Here is a 19,062-nt window from a genome sequence, read left to right on the forward strand (position 1 = left end):
CCGACATCAGGGGAGGCCGGTCAGAGCAGCGGAAGCCTGCCCACGATCTTGTCCACCCGATTGCGCGGACCGACCACGCTCACAGCCGAGAGACGGAAATCGACGGATGCCGTGGCGCCGACCGTCTCGAGGTACTCGTCGTAGACGCGGGTCTCCTGCGCCGCGGCCGGCATGTCCGCGACGAAGACGCCGTCCGCCGCCTCCGCCTTGCTGCGGATAACCGCGAGCTGCTCCCGCGTCGCGCGGAGGACCGAGCATCCTGCCCAGGGGAGACCGGGATGGGCGCTGCCGTCCGCATCCACCGCTGCGGGCCCGAGCAGCCCCGTCACGTGGGACGCCGTCGCCGCCGCCACGCAGATCGCGGCGTTGGCGGCGACGCCGGGGGCGAGCGACTCCTCCACCACGACGACCCACTTGAGCCGGGCGGAACGGGTGGGAGCTGCGGTGTCCACTTCGTCCGGAGCGAAGCCGACGGTGCTGGTCATACGGTGTCCTCTCGTTCGGTGTCAGGAGGCTGAATCTAGCGAAACGGGAGGCCCTGCGGGCGACGGCCGAACTTTGTTCGGCTGAAGCGCTATTCTCGGCTTCATGGACGAACTTGATCGGGCGATCCTGCGGGAACTCCAGTCGGATGCGCGGCGCAGCAACCGCGACATCGCCGCAGCGGTCGGGGTGTCGCCGAGCACCGCCCTGGAGCGCACAAGGGCGCTGCGGAGGCGGGGCATCATCCGCGGCGCTGTCCTCGACGTCGACCTCGCGGCCATCGGGCGACCCGTGCAGGCACTCATCGCGGTGCGCATCCGGCCGCCATCCCGGCCGGTCATCGAGGGCTTCCGCGACTGGGTCGCGTCGCTGCCCGAGACGCTCGGCGTGTTCGTGACCAGCGGCAACGAGGACTTCATCGTCCACGTCGCGGTGGCCGACAACGAGAGCCTGTACGCCTTCGTGATCGACCGGCTGACCCAGCGGAGGGAGATCGCCGACGTGCGCACCTCCGTGGTCTACGAGCACCTGCGGAACGGCAGCCCCGAACCGGTGAACTGATTCGTGACGAATGCGGCCTCCCGCGCCGCCGAAGCACCGATTCGTCACGAATCGCACACGCGCCCTGGCGACGTCCGCCCTCGGGGCTACGATGTGCGGCACCGCATCCCTCGAGAGGAAACACGCATGCCCGCACTGACCGACACGTTCACGCTCTCCAACGGCGTCACCATCCCCAAGATCGGGTTCGGCACCTGGCAGATCCCGGACGGACCGGAGACCTACGACTCCGTCCGTGCGGCGCTCGACGCCGGCTACCGTCACATCGACACGGCCCGCGCCTACGGCAACGAGGCGAGTGTCAGGCGTGCGGTGCGCGACAGCGGCATCGACCGTGACGAGATCTTCATCACCACCAAGTGCCCCGCCGAGGTGAAGGACGCCGATGGCGCCCGGCACGCGCTGGAGCGCTCGCTCGCGCTGCTGGACCTCGGCCGCATCGACCTGTACCTCATCCACGCGCCGTGGCCGTGGAACGCGCAGGGCAGCGACCACCGCGCCGGCAACATCGAGGTCTGGAAGGTCTTCGAGGAGGCGTACGAGTCCGGCAGCACCCGAGCGATCGGCGTCAGCAACTTCGTGGTCGCCGACCTGGAGTCGCTCATCGACGCGACGGACGTCGTCCCGCACGCCAACCAGATCCGCTGGTTCGTCGGCAACACCCAGCCCGAGACGACCGCCTACAGCAAGGAGCACGACATCCTCGTCGAGGGGTACTCGCCGCTGGCGACCGGCCGCCTCCTCGACAACCCAGACATCAAGGGCATCGCGGAGAAGTACGGCAAGTCGGTCGCGCAGGTCAGCATCCGCTACCTGCTGCAGAAGGACATCCTGCCGCTGCCGAAGTCGACGACGCCCAGCCGCATCGTCGAGAACGCCGACGTCGACTTCGAGCTCTCTGCGGACGACGTGGCCGCGCTGGACGCCCTCGACGCGGGTGAGTGACGGCCGGGCGAGTGACGGCCCGGCGAGTGACGGCTCGGCGGCCCTGTCGATGATTCGCGGCACAGCGGAATAAAGCCGCCCCTCCTGCGTTGGACTTGAGTGCACAAGGCTCAACTTTCAGAAACAGGAGAACACGTGCCTGAGAACTTCACTCCCGACGGTGACAGCGCCAACTCGTTCGACGAGTTCCTCGCTCGGTACCTCGCGGGTGAGCGTGCGCGTAACGCACGCTCCATCGACATCAGCCGCTTCCTCAGCCGGCGCACCCAGGAGATCCTGGCGGAGGCCGGGCGCTTCGCCCTGGAGCACGGGCACAGCGAGCTCGACGCGCTCCACGTGCTGCGCGTCATGGCCGAGCAGGACCCGGCCGCCGACGCCATGCGCCGCATCGGCGTCGACCCCGCCCGGGTCGCCGAGGCCGCCGAGTCGCGCCTGCCCGCCCCGGGCGACACGATCCACGCCGACGGCGCCTCCATCACCGGACCGCTGCAGCGCGCCCTCTTCCACGCCTACCAGGTGGCCCAGGCCTCCGGTGCGACGTACATCGACCCCGAGCACGTCTTCTTCGCGCTCGTGATCGGACGCGACGCTCCGGCCGGCCGTGTGCTGCAGGCCGCGGGCGTCACCCCGGAGGCCCTCACCGACGCCATGCGCCAGAGCACGACCGTCGGCGGCGGGCAGCCGGGCGACCAGGAGGCCGCGGACGGCTCCGAGACCCCGATGCTCGACCAGTTCGGCACCGACCTGACCCAGCTCGCCCGCGACGGCAAGCTGGACCCGGTCATCGGCCGCCTCGACGAGATCGAGCAGACGGTGGAGATCCTCTCCCGCCGCACCAAGAACAACCCGGTGCTGGTCGGCGAGGCCGGCGTCGGCAAGACCGCGATCGTCGAGGGCCTCGCCCGCGCGATCGTGGCGGGCGACGTGCCCGAGCAGTTGCAGGACAAGAAGGTCGTCTCGCTCGACCTCGCGGGGATGGTCGCAGGGACCCGGTACCGCGGCGACTTCGAAGAGCGGCTCACCAAGCTCATGGACGAGATCAGCGCAGGCACGGACGAGCTGATCGTGTTCATCGACGAGCTGCACACCGTTGTCGGCGCCGGAGGGGCCGGCGAGTCCGGCGGCATGGACGCGGGCAACATCCTCAAGCCGCGCCTTGCCCGCGGCGACCTGCACCTGGTCGGCGCGACCACGCTCATGGAGTACCGCCGCATCGAGAAGGACTCGGCGCTGGAGCGGCGCTTCCAGCCGGTGACCGTCGGCGAGCCCTCCATCGAGGACGCCGTGCTCATCCTGGACGGGCTCCGCCCGGCCTACGAGGAGCACCACGGCGTCCGCTACACCGACGACGCGCTCCGCGCAGCGGTGGAGCTCTCCGACCGGTACATCTCGGACCGCTTCCTGCCCGACAAGGCGATCGACCTGATCGACCAGGCGGGCGCCCGCCTGCGCCTGTCGCTGGGCAAGCGCGTGGACTCGTCCGCTCTGATGGAGCGTCTGGCCACCCTGGAGTCCGAGAAGAACGCGGCCGTCGCCGCCGAGCACTACGAGGAGGCGTCGCGCCTGCGCGACGAGATCGAGGCCGTGCAGCGCTCGCTGGATGAGCTCGCGTCCGCTCCCCGGGTGGATGCGGTGGTCGGCGAGCCGGAGATCGCGGGCATCGTGTCACGGGCGACCGGCATCCCGGTGTCCCGTGTCGGCGAGGCCGACCGCGCGCGCCTGGCGCGGCTCGAGTCGGAGCTGCACGAGCGGGTGATCGGTCAGGACGACGCGGTCGTCGCGGTCGCGAAGGCCGTGCGCCGCAACCGCACGGGCCTCGGCGACGAGGGCCGCCCGGTCGGCAGTTTCCTCTTCCTCGGCCCCACGGGCGTGGGCAAGACCGAGCTGGCGAAGTCGCTCGCGGCCTCCCTCTTCGGTTCGGAGAAGGCGATGGTGCGGTTCGACATGAGCGAGTTCGGCGAGCGCCACACCGTCGCCCGCCTGGTCGGCGCCCCTCCCGGGTACGTGGGCTACGACGAGGCCGGCCAGCTGACCGAGCGCGTGCGCCGCAACCCGTACTCGGTGGTGCTGTTCGACGAGATCGAGAAGGCTCACCCGGACGTGTTCAACCTGCTGCTGCAGGTGCTCGACGACGGCCGGCTCACCGACGGTCAGGGCCGCACGGTCGACTTCCGCAACACGGTGGTCATCATGACGTCGAACCTCGGTTCGGAGTTCCTGGCCTCCCGCAGCGGAGCGCTCGGCTTCGTGCCGATGGGGTCGGACGGGTTCGCCTCGGAGAAGGACATCCGCGACCGCGTGATGGGCAAGCTCCGTGAGGCGATGCGTCCGGAGTTCCTGAACCGCATCGACGAGATCGTGCTGTTCCGCAAGCTCGACGCCGTGCAGCTGCGCGATATCGTCCGCCTGCTGCTCAACGCGACCGCTTCCCGGCTGGCCTCCCGCGACATCGCCTTCGAGGCGACGGACGCGGCGGTCGCCTGGATCGCGGAGACGGGCTACGAGCCGGAGTACGGCGCCCGCCCGCTCCGCCGCGTGATCCAGCGCGAGGTCGACGACCGCATCGCGGAGCTGATGGTGAGCGGCGAGCTGGCCGAGGGCGGCCGCGTCCTGGTGGACGCCGAGGCCGGCGACCTGCGTGTCGCCGCCGCCCCCGCCGCGTTCCCCGTCGCCGCGTAACCCGCCCCTCCCTCTCCCGATCGCCCGAGGCGCCGGTCCTGTTCTCAGGACCGGCGCCTGCGCATCCCGGCGAACTACTGGTCCCGACATGCCGTTGCGGCTCGACGGATTACGGCATGTCGGGACCACTAGATGCCCGCGGCACCGGCGCGCCCGGCGGCGGCGCATGTGCGCATCCTGAACATCTCCGAAGCGACGCACACGCAACCCCCTGGAGTCGTTCAGCATCCCCTGGTTGCCTGGAGGGCGTGCCCGATTCCGACCGACCCCGCAGTTCCGCGCGCCTGGCCGCCCTCGACGAGCGACTGGAGCCCGTCAAACGTTTCGAGCTGAAGCCCGCCCGTACGCGCGGCGGGCTGATCGCCCAGTTCCTCGGACTGGCGCTGGTCGCCGCCGTGCTCAGCTCGCTGTTCCTGCTGCCCGGGTTCCTCGGGCTGGGCGCCACCGCCGCCGCCGGTGTCAGCGACTTCGACGCGCTCCCGGCCGATCTGCACATCCAGCAGTTCGCCCAGAACTCGACCGTCTACGCCAAGCAGGGCGGTCAGGATGTGCCGATCGCCACCTTCTTCGCCCAGAACCGGCAGGACGTCGCGTTCGACCAGATCGCGCAGACCATGAAGGATGCGACCGTCTCTGCCGAGGACCCTCGGTTCTACACCGAGGGCGCCGTCGACATCTGGGGGACCCTGCGCGGCGCCGTCGCGACCGTCGCCGGGGGCGATGTGCAGGGCGGCTCCTCGATCACGCAGCAGTACGTGAAGAACGTCGAGGTCGAGAAGTGCGAGGCGCTGACCAGCCAGAAGAAGGTCGAGGCCTGCTACACGGACGCGGCCGGCGTCACCCTGCAGCGCAAGGTGCAGGAGATGCGCTACGCGGTCGAGGTGGAGAAGAACTACAGCAAGAAGGACATCCTCACCGGGTACCTCAACGTCGTCGGATTCGGCGGCCAGGTCTACGGCGTGCAGGCGGCGGCGCAGTACTACTTCGGCACGACCGCCGCGAAGCTGGACCTGGCGCAGGCCGCGACGCTGGCGGCCATCCTGAACAACCCGGCGAACCTGCGCATCGACCAGCCGGACTCGAAGGACAACGGCGCCGCCAACGGCTACGCGCTGACCAAGGCGCGCCGCGACTACGTGCTCGACCGCATGTACATCACGCACACGATCACGAAGCAGCAGCGGGACGCGGCGAAGGCGACACCCATCCAGCCCACGATCACGCCGACCACGCAGGGATGCGCGGCCGCGCAGCAGTACAACGCCGCGTTCTTCTGCGACTACGTGCGGGATGTGATCCTCACCGATCCGGCGTACGGCGCGACCTCCGACGACCGGCTGCAGACGCTGAACCGCGGTGGTCTCAAGATCTACACGACGCTGAACCTCGACCTGCAGCAGGTCGCGCAGGCGTCCCTCAGTAAGTACATCCCGGGCTCCCGGCCGGGAATCGACCTCGGGGCCTCGAACGTCGCTCTCGAGCTGGGCACGGGGCGCATCGTCACGATGGTGCAGAACCGCGCGTTCAACAACACGGACACTCCGATCGACGGCACGACGGCCGTCAACTACAACACCGACGAGGACTACGGCGGCTCGCAAGGCTTCCAGACCGGCTCCACGTTCAAGGCGTTCGACCTGGCCGCCTGGCTGGAGTCCGGCCATAGCCTGTACGAGACGGTGAACGCGTCCCAGCATGTCTTCCCGACCTCGGACTTCACCAACACCTGCGCCGACATCAACGGGCCCGCGTGGCCGGTCACCAACGACGAGGGATCGGCGAGCCGGCTCTCGGTGATGTCCGCGACCGCGGAGTCCGTCAACACGGCGTTCGCCGAGATGGGCACCAAAGTCGACCTGTGCTCGATCCTGAATGCTGCGAAAGGCCTGGGCGTCCACCTCGCGTCCAAGAGCAGCTCCTGGGTGCAGACGCCGTCGCTGATCCTGGGTACGAACTACATCTCGCCGCTCACCATGGCGACCGCGTACGCGGGAATCGCGAACAACGGGATGGTGTGCACGCCGATCGCCATCGACCGCGTCGTCAATGCGGACGGAACCGACCACAAGGTGGGCAAGACCTCCTGCACGCAGGGCCTCAAGCCGGAGATCGCGGCCGGCGTCGCCTACGCGCTGCAGGGCGTCATCAAGGGCGGAGGGACGGCCGCGAGCGCCAACCCGTACGACGGCGTGCCCATCATGGCGAAGACCGGCACCACCGATGACTCGCTCGAGAACTGGCTGATCACCTCGACGACGAAGGTCGCCCAGGCGACCTGGGTGGGAAACGTGTCCGGTTCGACGCCGCTGCGTTCGCTGTACTTCAACGGCGTCGGCGGCGGGAACGTGAAGTTCTCGATCGCCAAGCCCATCCTGAAGGCGCTGAACGCGACCTACGGCGGCACGGACTTCACCGAGCCCACCGACGCCGTGCTCTACGGCAGCCAGATCACCATGCCGGACGTGACCGGCAAGGCCCCGGACGTCGCGCAGAAGCTGCTGGAGGGGCTCGGCCTCGACGTGACCGTCGAGTCCACGCCGGTCGACAGCGACAAGCCGGCCGGAACGGTCGCCGCGAGCGACCCGGCGGCGGGCGCCTCGGTGGAGGACGGCGATTCGGTGACGCTGACGGTCAGCAACGGCCGCAACATCGGGTCGACGCCCGCCCCGACGGCGACGGGAGGCGGCGGGCCGTCGCCGACGCCGACCGGTTCGAAGGACGGCGGCTGAGCGGGCGCGGCTGACGCGCGCGTCCCGGGTCGGGCGGCCGGCTCGTCCCGATCAGGCGGCCAGCGCCTCCACGCCCGGCCACGCCTCCAGGATGCTGGCCCGCAGCGCGTTCGACCGCTCGGCGAACACCCGCTGGCGCCGCACGTACTCGGCCTTGCCCTCGGCGGTCTCGATGGCCACCGGCTCCGCTCCCCAGGGCCGCATGTCGTACGGCGACGCCTGCATGTCGAGGAGCCGGATGTCGCGCGCCAGCTCGAACGCGTCGAGGAGCACCTCGCCGGGCACGAGCGGGCCGAGCTTCATCGCCCACTTGTAGACGTCCATCCCGGCGTGGAGGCAGCCGGGCTGCTCCAGCTCCGGCTGGGTCTCGCGGGTGGGCGCATACCGGTTCAGCGGCACCGCCTTCGGCGTGAAGAAGCGGAACGCGTCGATGTGCGTGCAGCGCAGCTCGTGCGTCTCGACGACCGCGTCGGTCGCCTCCTGACCCAGGCGCAGCGGGACGGGATGCCGGTGCTCGTCCTGCCGGTAGACCATGGCCCACTCGTGCAGGCCGAAGCAGCCGAATCGTCCCGGGCGTGCCGCCGTGGAGCGGAGGATGCGCTCGACGGTCCGCAGAAGCGGCGCCTTCTCGACCTCCATGGCGGTGCGGTCGACGACGAGCGAGTCCGGGGCGGCGCCCGGCACGTACCAGCGCCAGGAGGCACGCGGCTCGCCCGCAGCATCCGCCAGCTCGACGCCCGGCCCCGGATGCCACCGGCGCAGCTGGGCGGGGGAGTACGAGTAGTAGGTGAACAGGAAGTCCCACACCGGATGCTTCTCGCCCCGCGCGGCGCGAGCCCGGTGATCGGCGGTCAGCGCCTCGGCGCGTTCCGCGTGGGCGCGCTCGCGTTCCCGCCAGACCGCTGCGGGCAGCGCGAGGGTTTCGGGAAGGGCGACGGTCACCCTTCGAGGATACGTTCCAGCGGGTTGTCGCGGAGCTTGCGCTGCACGCCGCCGTCGACCAGGCGACGTGCAGACGTGTCCGGCTTCCGTTCGGCCTGGTCTGCGACGCAGGCGCCGAACTCGGCCGCGAGCTCCAGCCGCGGGTAGGCGGTGAGCACCTCGCGGCGGAAGTCGAGCGGGAGGTCGTCGGCGCGGGCGCCCGAGATGTCGAGCGCGGTGGCGATCTCGAGCAGGTGCCCTTCCGCATCCATCGCCGGGTCGACCTCTGGCCAGTTGTGGCGCACGATCACCTCGTGTGCGCGGATGCGGCGCTCCGGAGCCCACCCGGCGCCAGCGGTCAGCGCGATCGCGACGTGCCCGGCGGCATCCTCGTAGGCGAGCGTGTTGTTGTCGAACTCGGGCACGATGCCGAGGTCGTGCAGTAGGGCCGACACGTAGAGCAGTTCGTGGTCGGCGGTCAGTCCCTGCTCGACGGCGAAACCCTCCGCCCACAGCCACGAGCGCTGCACGTGGTTCAGCAGCGACGGCGAGTGGTAGGTCGTGGCGATCTGGACCGCAGCGCGTGCAGCGGCCGTGTCCGGGCGTGCGAAGTCGGAAATACGCATATCCTCATCCTGGCGGATGCAGGAGGGGGATGCCCGCCGAGTTCCTGCACGGACCCCGATTGGAGACGTGATGGATCAGAACAGTGGAGTGACGGCCAAGTCGACCAGTGTACGAACACTGTCGCTGTGGCTGGCGATCGGGGTGCTGGTCGCAGCAGCGGTCCTCGGATCGGTGTTCATCATCGTGGGAGACCAGGCTGCGGTCGCGGGTCGGGCGTGGCTCACCCTGCTGCTCGCCGCGGCCTTCGCCGGGGTGGTGGTCCTCGACTCCGCCGTGGCCGACGGGCCGAACCGGTGGTACCTGCCGGTGTCGATCGGGATCAATGCGCTCCTCTTCGTGATCGGGATCCTCAAGATCTGGGGAGGCTTCTACCAGCCGGAGGACACGGGCGACGCGGGCGTATGGATCGGTCAGCTGTTCCTGTTCCTCTGGATCGTGATCCTCCTGCGCGTCGCGCTGCTCGTCACGCAGACCTACGGGCTCCGTTTCGTCCGCCGCGCCACGAAGCAGCTCTCGCGGGTGTTCGCCACGCTCGCGCTGGTATTCGTCTGGCTCACCGCCGTGCTCCTCGCTCTGCCCGCAGCACTTCCCTCGGTGGATTGGAGCGACGTCTGGTGGCGTTACGTGGGAGCGTCGGCGCTCGTCACGGTCGTCCTGTTCCTCATCCCCGTCGTCCTGCTCGCCTTCGAGCCGCGGCAGCCGCGAGCGCAGCAGCCGGTGCCGCCGTACGGGTACGCGCCGTACCCGCAGCAGCAGCAGTATCCGGGTGCGGCGCAGTACCCCGGGCAGCAGTACCCCGGGCCGCAGTACCCCGGGGCGCCGCAGTACGGCGCTCCCGGGCAGTACCCGGCGGCACCGCAGTTCGGCGCTCCCGGGCAGTACCCGCCTGCGCCTCAGTACGGCGATCCGCAGCAGTACCCGGTCCCGCAGCAGCAGCAGCCGGTCCCGCCGCCGCAGCAGCAGCCGGTCCCGCAGCAGCCGCTCGTTCCGCCGGTCCCACCCCAGCCGCCCGTTCCGCCGGGACCGCCGCAGGGCGAGTGGGCGCCTCCGGCCTCCGAGCCCGGGCAGCAGCCCGACGACTGAACGCCGCTGGGCGCAGACTCAGCCGGCCGGGTGCAGCACGGCGATCCCCGCCGTCGGCGTGGAGTCGGCATCCTGCAGCAGCCGCGCCGCCTCTCCGAAGCCGACCGCCCGGCTGACCAGGTCCTGCGGACGCACCCGTCCCGCCGTGACCAGGGCCAGCATCGCGGGGTAGTCGACGGCCGCCATGCCGTGGCTGCCGAGCACGTCCAGCTCCCAGGCGATCACCCGGCCGAGCGGCAGCTCGGGCACGGCGGTCGCCAGCAGCCCGACCTGGACGTGGCGCCCGCGCCTGCGGAGCGACAGGATGCTCGCCGTGGCCGTCTCCGCCGACCCCACCGCGTCGACGGAGGCGTGCGCTCCGCCCCCGGTGATCTCGTGCACGTGCTCCGGGGCGGCCGCGCCGGCCGGGACGACGGCTTCCGCGCCGACACTCGTCGCGAGCTCGAGAGCCGCGGGGGAGCGGTCCACCGCCACCACCCGAGCGCCCAGCGCGACCGCGACCATCACCGCGCTCAGCCCGACGCCACCGGCTCCGTAGACGGCCATCCACTCGCCCGGCTGGATGCGCGCCCGCTCCGTCACCGCTCGGTGGGCCGTCGCGAAGCGGCAGCCGAGAGCGGCGGCCGCGTCCGCATCCACACCATCGGGTATCCGCACGAGGTTGGTGTCCGCAGCCCGCACCGAGACGCGTTCGGCATGCGACCCCCAGTGGGTGAAGCCGGGCTGCGTCTGCCACGGACACACCTGGGCTGCTCCCGACCGGCACCATTCGCAGGTGCCGCAGCCGTTGACGAATGGAGCCGTCACCCGGTCACCGGGCCGCCAGTGGTCGACACCAGCGCCGACCGCCTCCACCACGCCGGCGAACTCGTGGCCGGGAACGTGGGGCAGGGCCACGGAGCCGTCATGCCCGGCCCAGGCGTGCCAGTCGCTGCGGCACAGCCCGGAGGCGTCCACCCGGATGACCGCGCCGCCATCGGGGACCACCGGGTCGGGCAGGTCCGCCACTTCCACCGGACCGCCGAACCGTTCGTAGTACAGCGCTTTCATACGTCCTCCTGGATCAGCCGGGCGACAGCGGGGAGATCCGCCTCCGCCCAGTTCAGCTCGCTCAGACGGCCCACCGACAGCCAGTGCAGCGCGTCATGGTCCGTGCTGGCGGTGGGCGCGGCTCCGTCGAGCCGGCAGTCGTAGCAGGCCAGGTCGATGGAGCGACCGTCCGCCCTGACCGTCACGGTGCGGTCTAGCAGCGCGCCGACGTGGATGGCCACCCCGAGCTCTTCGCGGATCTCCCGCCGCAGCGCGGCCTCCGGCGCCTCACCCGCCTCGACCTTGCCCCCGGGGAACTCCCACGACCCCGCCGCGTCCTTCCCCGGCGCACGGCGGCACGCGAGGACGCGGTCGCCGTCACGGACGACGGCGGCGACGACGAGAAGCGGCTGCACCACTCCATCCTGCCCTGCGCCCGGACGGGAGGCCGCACCGCTAGCATCCAGGTATGTCGCAGAGCGCGCCCGTGCGGCGGCCGGCCGTCGTCGTGGGCCTCGCCGCCAGCCTCCTGGCCCAACTGGCGATGATCGTCGTCGGGGTGTGGCTCCTCGTGCTCGCCGAGGACGACGCCACGACGCTCGAACTCCTCGCCAGCTGGTGCGGCATCGGCACGATCTACCTCATCGTGGTGCTGATCGTGCTCGGCCGGGTGTCCCGGCGGCCGGACGCCCACGGCGACCGCCCTGCGCGGTGGGAGACCGGCCGGATCGCTCGGCTGGTGTCGATGACCGCCACCATCCTGTCGAGCCTGATCGGGCTCGCCGCCGCGATCCAGGTGCTGGCCCTCCACAACGATCCGCAGATCGGGTCCTTGACCGATGTCATCGGTGTGTGGTCGATGCTGCTCGCCTGGGGTTTCCTGCACTGGGGCTTCTCGCAGATCTACTTCCAGCGCTACTTCGCCGCGGCCGAGCCGTTGTTGCGTTTCCCTCGGGCCGCCGGGGCGCCGCCGACCGAGCCGCGGTTCGTCGATTTCGTCTACTTCGCCTTCACGCTCGGCACCACGTTCGCCGCCTCCGACGTGGAGGTGCTGAGCACCCGGCTGCGCTGGACGGTCGTCTGGCACTCGGTGCTCAGCTTCTTCTTCAACGGCCTGATCATCGTGCTCGCCCTGAACACGATCATGTCCGGCGCGAAGTAGGCGGTCAGAGCAGCGTCTCGACGCCCAGTCGCACCCGGTCGCCCAGCTCGACCCCCTCGGCGCGGCGCACCGCGGTCTTGATGGGGACCACGTACGACCCATCCGACTGGGGGAAGATCGACGTCGACCAGCGGGAACCGCCCAGCGTGACGGAGACCTTCACCGAGTCGAAGCCCGCAGGGGGATGCGGCTGCAGGCGGATCTCCTCCGACACCTCAAGCGGCAGCCGGGCGAAGACGTAGAGCTCGCGCCGGGACGCCCAACGGAACAGCTCGGTCTCGAACTCGTAGCGGTAGCCGGCCATACGCGCCACGCTACCGGTCACGGGTGACAGTGAAAAAGGTGAACCGTCGGTGCGATCGGACAGAATGGAGGGAGGCGGCACGACGACCGCCGGTCCGAGGAGTCCCATGCGCTGGCCGAAGTGGTTCCGCAGGCGTGCCGAGAAGACGACGCGCACGCGTCCCTTCGACGAGCACGCCCTCCCGGAACCCGCTACGCCGACGCTCGAGCAGTCGGTGGAGGAGGGCATGCTCCTCGCGGAATACGCCACCCGCATGTCGGTGAAGAACCACATCGTCGTGGACACCATCCAGTACGGCAACTCGTACGATCCAGCGCTGCACGCGATGGAGGCGGCCGCCATGCTGCGCGAGCTGGCTTCCGAGCAGGGCGTCGCGGCCGGACGGATCGAGGAGGAGCTGGAGACCGCGGAGAACCTCGGCGGCGACGCCGAGCACCCGCACGACTACCGGCGCATCGACGTCGACAACCTGCGGCTCCGGCGGGATGCGGCGATCGCACTCGCTGCGGCACTCCGCGCCAAGGCGGACTCCGAGGAGGAGCTGCTCACGCTCGTGGAGCGCGGCAGGAAGGACGCCTGGGACGAGGTGGGGCGCGCCATCGAGGCCGGGCTGGACGCGTTCTCGGGCGCCGAAGCGCTGAAGGCCGACTACGAGCGCGAGAAGCCGGCGCGATTGAAGCTGCTCATCTGGCGCGACCTCGCCCGGCTGGAGGAGCAGCGCACGGGTTACTGATCCGAGCGGAGGCTGACCGGCGGCACCAGGTCGCCGACCTCCGACCGTACCCAGATGTCGCCCGTCTCGCGTTTCTCCGCACGCGTTGCGAACCGGTACAGGAACATCCGTGCCCGGACGGCGCGCGGCGGCTCCCCGCCGAACGGGTCGCGGCGCAGCAGCTTAAGCGTCGGGCGGTCCGCCTCCAGCAGCCGCAGCAGGAACACCTCGAACCACGGCGAGTCGCGTGAGCCGAGGGCGAGGAACCACATCAGCCAGTCGAGCCTCAAGTGATACGGAGCGAACTGGCGGGGGACCCGCCGCGGGTCGCCCGGCTTGCCGCGGAAGCCGTACTCCAGCCAGCGCGCATCCGGGTCGAGCGGATCGTCGGCGGTGCCCTCGACGACGACCTCGTAGCGCTCCTTCGTCACGCTGCCGAAGGCGCCGTACGCGTTCACCAGGTGCCAGCGGTTGAAGCTGGCGTTCATCAGCTGGCGGCGTGAGAACAGGTTCTTCAGCGACGGCCAGCTCAGCACGACGAGGAACACGGTCGCGGCGACGGCGACCACGGCGAACCAGAGCGGGACGTCGGGCGCGCCGAAGCCTCCGACGTGCGCGCCGCCGAACATCCACGACCAGACCGGGTCGCTGATCGCGGAGGCCGCCAGCACGATCGTGATCCAGTTCAGCCAGGCGAAGTTGCCGGTGGCGACGAGCCACAGCTGGGTCAGCACCATGATGATCGCGGCGACGCTCGCCGTCGGCTGCGGGGCGAACAGGAACCAGGGCACGATCAGCTGCGCGAAGTGGTTGCCGAGCACCTCCACGCGGTGCCACCACTTCGGCAGGAGGTGCGCGGTGCGGCTCAGCGGATTCGGCATGGGCTGCGTCTCGTGGTGGTAGTACAGCGCGGTCAGGTCGCGCCAGGAGCGGTCGCCGCGCATCTTGATCATCCCGGCCCCGAACTCCAGCCGGAACACCAGCCAGCGGACGAAGAACAGGATGGTGATCGGCGGTGCGCTGTCCCAGGCCCCCAGGAAGGCGACGACGAAGCCGGCCTCGCAGATCAGGCTCTCCCAGCCGAACCCGTAGAACGTCTGCCCGATGTTGACGATGGAGAGGTACAGGAACCAGACGATCAGGAAGACGGGGACGAAGACGTAGCTGGGGACGAACTGGCCGAGCCCCAAGACCACGAGCGCCGACAGCACGGCGCCGGTCCAGGCGACGCCGCGGAGCAGCCGGTCGGAGTACCGCCACCGGAACAGCGTCGGCTGGCTTCTGGCGTACGGATGCCGCAGGAACCGGCGCGCGGGAAGCAGCCCGTTATCGCCGAGCAGGGCCGGGAACTGGTTCACCGCCGACAGGAACGCGACCAGGTACAGCGCCGCGACGCCCCGCTCCAGGATCTCGCGCGCGATCGTGTAGTCGTCGCCGGCCAGCCACCCGGTCAGCCACGCGGGGAACTCCATCCGCACCACCTCGCCGTCGGAACGGCATCACCGTACGCCGGGGGAACCGGCGGCGCGAGGGAGGGCGGAGGCTGCGCCGGGGGTCAGGCCGCCAGTTCGGCGTCCAGGCGGATCGGGCGGTGGTCGGAGGCACCGGCGGGGAGCACATCCACGTGCTCGATCTCGAAGCCCGTCGAGGTGACGAAGTCGAAGTAGCCGGAAAAGAACTTGTAGCGCAGGTAGGTGGGCTCGGTCGTGCGCTGGAGCGTGTAACCGGACGTCGTCAGGTGGCGCTCGAGGCCGCGGATGAACCACGGGTAGTTGAAGTCGCCCACCATCACGGCGGGCGTGTCCGGCGAGAGCGAGCGCATCCCGTCGTGCGCCGCGGCGATCTGTTTGCGGCGCAGCGAGTTGAGCGCGGTCAGGGGCGCCGCGTGGAAGGAGCCGACGAGGATGTCCTCCCCGTTGTCCTTGTCGCGCAAATGGACGGCGAGCAGTCGCTCGTTCGCCGGGGCGAGCACGCGGTCGTGCAGCGACTTCTGCACTGCGAAGACCTGGCTGTGCAGGATCTCGTAGCGCTCGTCGCGCACGTAGATGGCGAGGCCGAGCCGGTTGGCGCGCGTGGTGTCGGCGAGTGCCAGGTGGTGCAGTCGTTGCGGGAGTGCCTCGCTGTCGCACTCCTGGAGGCACAGGACGTCGACGTCGTACGCCTCCGCGATCCCCGACAGCTCACCGCTCGCGGCGTGCTTGCGGAGGTTGTAGCTCACGATCCTCAGGGTCATGCACCTCTTCTCGACGACCACCGTCGTGGGCGGCGCTGAGACGCGCCTGCTCTGCCATTCTGGCCCACTCCCGACACGGCTCAAGCGACGCGGCGTGTTCCCACAAGGAATTCACATCACGGCTACCGGCGGTTCGAACGGTACGGTGGTCGCATGGCGCAAGACGCGGTCGTCCTCACCGTCCCTGGACCCCACGGCGACCGGGAGGTGCGCATTTCTTCCCCCGGCCGGGTGATCTTCCCGCAGGACGGCATCACGAAGCTGGACCTCGCGAACTACCTGGTGGCGGTGGGCGACGCGTTCGTGCGCGCCAACGGCGACCGGCCGGTGTCGCTGCAGCGGTTCCCGGAGGGGATCGAGGGCGAGCAGTTCTTCTCCAAGAACCCGCCGCGCGGCACGCCGGGCTACGTGCGGGCGGTCCCGGTGGTCTACCCGAGCGCCCGGTCCCATCCCCAGTTGGTCATCGACGAGCCGGCCGCAGCGGTCTGGGCGGCCCAGATGAACACCGTGGTGTTCCATCCCTGGCCCTCCCGCGCCGAGGACTCCGACAACCCGGACCAGCTGCGCATCGACCTCGATCCGCAGCCGGGCACCGGCTTCGCGGAGGCCGTGCCCGCCGCCCTCGAGCTGCGGAACGTGCTGCAGGAGGCCGGGCTCACGGCCTTCATCAAGACCTCGGGCAACCGCGGCCTCCATGTGTTCGCCCCGGTCGCCCCCGAGCGCGAGTTCCTGGATGTGCGGCACGCCGTGATCGCGGCGGCCCGCGAACTGGAGCGCCGCATGCCCGAGCAGGTGACCACCGCCTGGTGGAAGGAGGAGCGCGGCGAGCGCATCTTCGTCGACTTCAACCAGGCCAACCGCGATCGCACGATGGCCGGAGCCTACAGCCCGCGCGCGCTGGCGCACGCGCCGGTCTCCGCGCCCATCACCTGGGACGAGCTGGAGCACGTGTCGCCGGAGCAGTTCACTGTGCTGACCATGCCGGAGCGGCTGCGGACCGTCGGCGACCCGTGGGAGTCGCTGGGCGACGAACCCGGACGGATCGACGACCTGCTGGGCTGGTGGGAGCGCGACCTGGCCGACGGCCTGGGCGAGCTGCCGTTCCCGCCGGACTACCCGAAGATGCCGGGGGAGCCGCCGCGCGTGCAGCCGAGCCGCGCCAAGAAGGCGTAGTCAGCCGGGCGTCGACGCCGACTCCGCGGCGCGGGCCGCTGCCGAGAGGTCGGAGACGAATGCGTCGTAGGCGGCGTCCCAGCCCGGGTCGTCGCGCAGCCGCAGCAGCGCGGACGGATGCGTGGTGATGAGCACCCCTCGCCCGTCGGATCCCTCCTGGACGTGGCCCCGCTCCTGACCGATGCGGACCGGCCGGCCCAGCACGCTGCGACCCGCCGTCGCGCCGAGGCACACGACGACGCGCGGGCGAACGGCGGCGAGCTCGGCCTCCAGCCAGGGGTGGCAGGCGACGATGTTGCCGACGGCGGGCTTCTCGTGGATGCGGCGCTTGCCCTGCTGACGGAACCGGAAGTGCTTCACGGCGTTGGTGACGTAGACGTCGCCGCGGTCGATCCCGGCGTCAGCCAGCGCCTGGTCGAGGATGCGCCCGGCCGGACCGACGAACGGGGCGCCCTCCACATCCTCCCGGTCGCCGGGCTGCTCGCCGACGAGCATCAGCGGGGTGCCTGCGCGCCCGGCCGAGAAGACGACCTGCGTCGCGTCCCGGTACAGCTCGCAGCCGCGGCAGCCGGGGGCCGCGGCGCGTAGCGACTCCAGGTCGCGCTCGCCGGGGAGGTACTGCTCGGCGCCCGGCCGTTCCTCATCCGCCATGCCGCCCACGGAACCACCGGGCCGGGCTCGACGCAACGGGCCGGCGGCCGGATCGCGGGTCAGGTCAGCACGTCACCGAGATCGTACGCGATCGGCCGGTCGAGCTGCTCGAAGGTGCAGGAGCGGGCCTCCCGGTCGGGGCGCCAGCGCTCGAACTGGGCGGTGTGCCGGAAGCGCATCCCCTCCATCTGGTCGTACCGCACCTCCAGCACGCGCTCCGGGCGCAGGCGGACGAAGGAGACGTCCTTGCTGCCGGAGAAGCGGCTGCGGTCGGTCTCGCCGGTGACCGCCTCGCCGCTCTCGTCGCGCTCCACCAGGGGCTCCAGTTCGTCGATGAGCTCCAGCCGCTTCTTGTCGGTGAACGCGGAGACGCCTCCCACGTTCCGTAGCTGCCCGTCGTCGCCGTACAGGCCGACGAGCAGGGAGCCGACGCCGCGTCCGCTGGTGTGGATGCGGTAGCCGAGCGCGACCACGTCGGCGGTGCGGTGGTGCTTGATCTTCAGCATCGTGCGCTTGTTCGGTGCGTAGGGTCCCGCGAGCGGCTTGGCGACGACGCCGTCGAGGCCGGCGCCCTCGAACTCGACCAGCCAGCGCTGGGCGACATCCAGCTCCGTCGTCGTGCGCGTCAGCTGGATCGGCGCGGGGAGGTCACCGGCGAACTCCTCCAGGGCGGCGCGGCGCTCGGCGAACGGCCGATCGACGTACGACTCGTCGCCGATGGCCAGCAGGTCGAAGGCGACGAACGTCGCGGGGGTCTGCTCGGACAGCAGCTTCACGCGGCTGGCGGCGGGGTGGATGCGCTGCGACAGGGCCTCCCAGTCCAGTCGCTGCTTACCGGCCTCGCCGGTCGGGACGACGATCTCGCCGTCGAGAACGCACGGCCCGGGGAGGATGCGGCGGAACGCCTCCACCAGTTCGGGGAAGTAGCGCGTGAGCATCTTGGAGCCGCGGCTGCCGATCTCCACCGACTCCACCGCCCCCGCGCCCTCCGGGCCGCCGCCCTCGGCGTAGACGATGGCGCGGAATCCGTCCCACTTCGGCTCGTAGCTCACGCCGCCCGCGACGCTGTCGGGCGCGGGGACGGCCGGGACCGCCTTCGCGAGCATCGGGGCGATCGGGGAGGAGGCGGAGGGTCGCATGCTCCGATCATGCCGCGAACCGCGGAGAGGCGGAAGGGACGCGGCCGCTGAGCTCCGCGTCCGGGACGACGCTGGGGATGCGCCGGGAGAGCGCCGGGGTGAGGTAAGGCTTGCCTATACTGGACGACGAAATGTACCGTCCCGATCACGCCACCCACACCGCGACGACCGCGCATCACGACGACCGCGTCCAGTTCCTGGTCGTCGGCGACGAGACCTCCCTCGCTCAGCTCGAGGCGGAACTCGCGCTGCTGCCACTGTGCGCCCGCGGGCGCGTCTTCGTCGAGGTGGAGGACGCCGAGCAGGTCTTCGCTCTGGCGACGCCGATGCGGATGACGGTCACCTGGCTGGCCCGCTCGCACCGCAGCGGCCGGCCCGGAACGGGGGAGCGCTGCGCCCGCGGCGAGGCCGGTTCACGTGCCGTCCGCGCCTGGTGCGACGAGATGCTGTGCGACGGCCCGGGGGAGACCCGCGCGATCGTCACCGGCGGCTTCACCCTGGCGACGGAGGTGCGCGACCACCTCATCCACACGGTCGGCATGTCGCCCGACGCGGTCGCCGCCCCCACCCTCCGCTGACGCGCGCAGCCCGCGCAGCCCGATCTAGTGGTCCCGACATGCCGTTACGACCG

Annotated in this window: 19 protein-coding genes; 9 read left to right on the plus strand and 10 right to left on the minus strand. The window is 70.8% G+C overall.

Features of this window, described 5'->3' with window-relative positions; translation table 11 throughout:
* Positions 1-20: 20 nt before the first annotated feature.
* Entirely contained in the window at positions 21-485 is a 465-nt protein-coding gene (locus tag SB754_RS04120; protein WP_410781084.1) for a DUF2000 domain-containing protein, read from the minus strand.
* 103 nt (positions 486-588) lie between these two features.
* On the opposite strand from SB754_RS04120, the gene SB754_RS04125 reads away from it, so the two are divergent.
* From SB754_RS04125 to SB754_RS04140, 4 genes are all read left to right on the plus strand, one after another.
* Entirely contained in the window at positions 589-1,044 is a 456-nt protein-coding gene (locus SB754_RS04125) for an Lrp/AsnC family transcriptional regulator (protein ID WP_410781085.1), read from the plus strand.
* 126 nt (positions 1,045-1,170) lie between these two features.
* Positions 1,171-1,989, plus strand: coding sequence for an aldo/keto reductase (locus SB754_RS04130; RefSeq protein ID WP_410781086.1), 819 nt, complete (start codon positions 1,171-1,173; stop codon positions 1,987-1,989).
* 135 nt (positions 1,990-2,124) lie between these two features.
* Positions 2,125-4,668: an ATP-dependent Clp protease ATP-binding subunit gene (locus tag SB754_RS04135; RefSeq protein ID WP_410781087.1), complete on the plus strand. Its 2,544-nt coding sequence runs from the start codon at positions 2,125-2,127 to the stop codon at positions 4,666-4,668.
* Positions 4,669-4,916: 248 nt separating this feature from the next.
* Positions 4,917-7,397: a penicillin-binding protein gene (locus tag SB754_RS04140; RefSeq protein WP_410781088.1), complete on the plus strand. Its 2,481-nt coding sequence runs from the start codon at positions 4,917-4,919 to the stop codon at positions 7,395-7,397.
* A gap of 51 nt (positions 7,398-7,448) precedes the next feature.
* Here the strand turns inward: SB754_RS04140 and SB754_RS04145 are convergent, their stop codons facing one another.
* On the minus strand, positions 7,449-8,339 hold the full coding sequence (locus SB754_RS04145) for a 3-methyladenine DNA glycosylase (RefSeq protein ID WP_410781089.1): 891 nt from the start codon (positions 8,337-8,339) through the stop codon (positions 7,449-7,451).
* Positions 8,336-8,944 (minus strand): cyanamide hydratase, encoded by a 609-nt coding sequence (locus SB754_RS04150; RefSeq protein WP_410781090.1) that lies wholly within the window; start codon positions 8,942-8,944, stop codon positions 8,336-8,338. The genes SB754_RS04145 and SB754_RS04150 overlap by 4 nt, the downstream gene beginning before the upstream one ends.
* A gap of 70 nt (positions 8,945-9,014) precedes the next feature.
* Between SB754_RS04150 and SB754_RS04155 the strand changes: the two genes are divergently transcribed.
* Positions 9,015-10,028, plus strand: coding sequence for a hypothetical protein (locus tag SB754_RS04155; RefSeq protein WP_410781091.1), 1,014 nt, complete (start codon positions 9,015-9,017; stop codon positions 10,026-10,028).
* Between the two features lie 18 nt (positions 10,029-10,046).
* Here SB754_RS04155 and SB754_RS04160 read toward each other — a convergent pair whose 3' ends face one another.
* Positions 10,047-11,078 carry an alcohol dehydrogenase catalytic domain-containing protein gene (locus SB754_RS04160; RefSeq protein ID WP_410781092.1) on the minus strand — a complete coding sequence of 344 codons (1,032 nt, stop codon included), beginning with the start codon at positions 11,076-11,078 and terminating at the stop codon, positions 10,047-10,049.
* Positions 11,075-11,473, minus strand: coding sequence for a (deoxy)nucleoside triphosphate pyrophosphohydrolase (locus SB754_RS04165; RefSeq protein WP_410781093.1), 399 nt, complete (start codon positions 11,471-11,473; stop codon positions 11,075-11,077). Before SB754_RS04165 ends, SB754_RS04160 begins: the two co-directional genes overlap by 4 nt.
* A 53-nt stretch (positions 11,474-11,526) precedes the next feature.
* On the opposite strand from SB754_RS04165, the gene SB754_RS04170 reads away from it, so the two are divergent.
* Entirely contained in the window at positions 11,527-12,219 is a 693-nt protein-coding gene (locus SB754_RS04170) for a DUF1345 domain-containing protein (RefSeq protein WP_410781094.1), read from the plus strand.
* A 4-nt stretch (positions 12,220-12,223) separates the two neighbouring features.
* Here the strand turns inward: SB754_RS04170 and SB754_RS04175 are convergent, their stop codons facing one another.
* On the minus strand, positions 12,224-12,544 hold the full coding sequence (locus SB754_RS04175; protein ID WP_410781095.1) for a DUF1905 domain-containing protein: 321 nt from the start codon (positions 12,542-12,544) through the stop codon (positions 12,224-12,226).
* A gap of 85 nt (positions 12,545-12,629) precedes the next feature.
* On the opposite strand from SB754_RS04175, the gene SB754_RS04180 reads away from it, so the two are divergent.
* The gene (locus SB754_RS04180; protein WP_410781096.1) at positions 12,630-13,256 is read left to right on the plus strand and encodes a hypothetical protein; all 627 of its coding nucleotides are present in this window, start codon (positions 12,630-12,632) and stop codon (positions 13,254-13,256) included.
* On the opposite strand, the gene SB754_RS04185 is transcribed toward SB754_RS04180, so the two are convergent.
* Together SB754_RS04185 and SB754_RS04190 are read right to left on the minus strand one after the other, a co-directional pair.
* Complete coding sequence (locus tag SB754_RS04185) at positions 13,250-14,707, minus strand: lipase maturation factor family protein (protein ID WP_410781097.1); 1,458 nt, start codon at positions 14,705-14,707, stop codon at positions 13,250-13,252. The two genes, SB754_RS04180 and SB754_RS04185, sit on opposite strands and share 7 nt — an antisense overlap.
* An 83-nt stretch (positions 14,708-14,790) precedes the next feature.
* Positions 14,791-15,468 carry an endonuclease/exonuclease/phosphatase family protein gene (locus SB754_RS04190; protein WP_410781098.1) on the minus strand — a complete coding sequence of 226 codons (678 nt, stop codon included), beginning with the start codon at positions 15,466-15,468 and terminating at the stop codon, positions 14,791-14,793.
* Between the two features lie 153 nt (positions 15,469-15,621).
* On the opposite strand from SB754_RS04190, the gene ligD reads away from it, so the two are divergent.
* Entirely contained in the window at positions 15,622-16,641 is a 1,020-nt protein-coding gene (gene ligD / locus SB754_RS04195; protein ID WP_410781099.1) for a non-homologous end-joining DNA ligase, read from the plus strand.
* On the opposite strand, the gene SB754_RS04200 is transcribed toward ligD, so the two are convergent.
* Both SB754_RS04200 and SB754_RS04205 read right to left on the minus strand, forming a co-directional pair.
* Complete coding sequence (locus tag SB754_RS04200) at positions 16,642-17,292, minus strand: UdgX family uracil-DNA binding protein (RefSeq protein ID WP_410781100.1); 651 nt, start codon at positions 17,290-17,292, stop codon at positions 16,642-16,644. It lies immediately after the preceding gene.
* A 59-nt stretch (positions 17,293-17,351) separates the two neighbouring features.
* Positions 17,352-18,431 carry an ATP-dependent DNA ligase gene (locus SB754_RS04205; protein ID WP_410781101.1) on the minus strand — a complete coding sequence of 360 codons (1,080 nt, stop codon included), beginning with the start codon at positions 18,429-18,431 and terminating at the stop codon, positions 17,352-17,354.
* A gap of 131 nt (positions 18,432-18,562) precedes the next feature.
* Between SB754_RS04205 and SB754_RS04210 the strand changes: the two genes are divergently transcribed.
* Positions 18,563-19,009 carry an SIP domain-containing protein gene (locus tag SB754_RS04210; protein WP_410781102.1) on the plus strand — a complete coding sequence of 149 codons (447 nt, stop codon included), beginning with the start codon at positions 18,563-18,565 and terminating at the stop codon, positions 19,007-19,009.
* The last annotated feature ends 53 nt before the right edge of the window (positions 19,010-19,062 follow it).

This window comes from Leifsonia sp. SIMBA_070 (assembly GCF_046534635.1).
In the GTDB taxonomy this organism is placed as follows: Bacteria; Actinomycetota; Actinomycetes; order Actinomycetales; family Microbacteriaceae; genus Leifsonia.

Excerpts from the sequence above, each read along its gene's own strand:
- SB754_RS04185 (WP_410781097.1), bottom strand. The coding sequence starts at position 14,707 with ATGGAGTTCCCCGCGTGGCTGACCGGGTGGCTGGCCGGCGACGACTAC.
- SB754_RS04190 (WP_410781098.1), bottom strand. The coding sequence starts at position 15,468 with ATGACCCTGAGGATCGTGAGCTACAACCTCCGCAAGCACGCCGCGAGC.
- SB754_RS04170 (WP_410781094.1), top strand. The coding sequence starts at position 11,527 with ATGTCGCAGAGCGCGCCCGTGCGGCGGCCGGCCGTCGTCGTGGGCCTC.
- SB754_RS04125 (WP_410781085.1), top strand. The coding sequence starts at position 589 with ATGGACGAACTTGATCGGGCGATCCTGCGGGAACTCCAGTCGGATGCG.
- SB754_RS04120 (WP_410781084.1), bottom strand. The coding sequence starts at position 485 with ATGACCAGCACCGTCGGCTTCGCTCCGGACGAAGTGGACACCGCAGCT.
- SB754_RS04200 (WP_410781100.1), bottom strand. The coding sequence starts at position 17,292 with ATGGCGGATGAGGAACGGCCGGGCGCCGAGCAGTACCTCCCCGGCGAG.
- SB754_RS04160 (WP_410781092.1), bottom strand. The coding sequence starts at position 11,078 with ATGAAAGCGCTGTACTACGAACGGTTCGGCGGTCCGGTGGAAGTGGCG.
- SB754_RS04150 (WP_410781090.1), bottom strand. The coding sequence starts at position 8,944 with ATGCGTATTTCCGACTTCGCACGCCCGGACACGGCCGCTGCACGCGCT.
- SB754_RS04130 (WP_410781086.1), top strand. The coding sequence starts at position 1,171 with ATGCCCGCACTGACCGACACGTTCACGCTCTCCAACGGCGTCACCATC.
- SB754_RS04210 (WP_410781102.1), top strand. The coding sequence starts at position 18,563 with ATGTACCGTCCCGATCACGCCACCCACACCGCGACGACCGCGCATCAC.
- SB754_RS04180 (WP_410781096.1), top strand. The coding sequence starts at position 12,630 with ATGCGCTGGCCGAAGTGGTTCCGCAGGCGTGCCGAGAAGACGACGCGC.
- ligD (WP_410781099.1), top strand. The coding sequence starts at position 15,622 with ATGGCGCAAGACGCGGTCGTCCTCACCGTCCCTGGACCCCACGGCGAC.
- SB754_RS04205 (WP_410781101.1), bottom strand. The coding sequence starts at position 18,431 with ATGCGACCCTCCGCCTCCTCCCCGATCGCCCCGATGCTCGCGAAGGCG.
- SB754_RS04155 (WP_410781091.1), top strand. The coding sequence starts at position 9,015 with ATGGATCAGAACAGTGGAGTGACGGCCAAGTCGACCAGTGTACGAACA.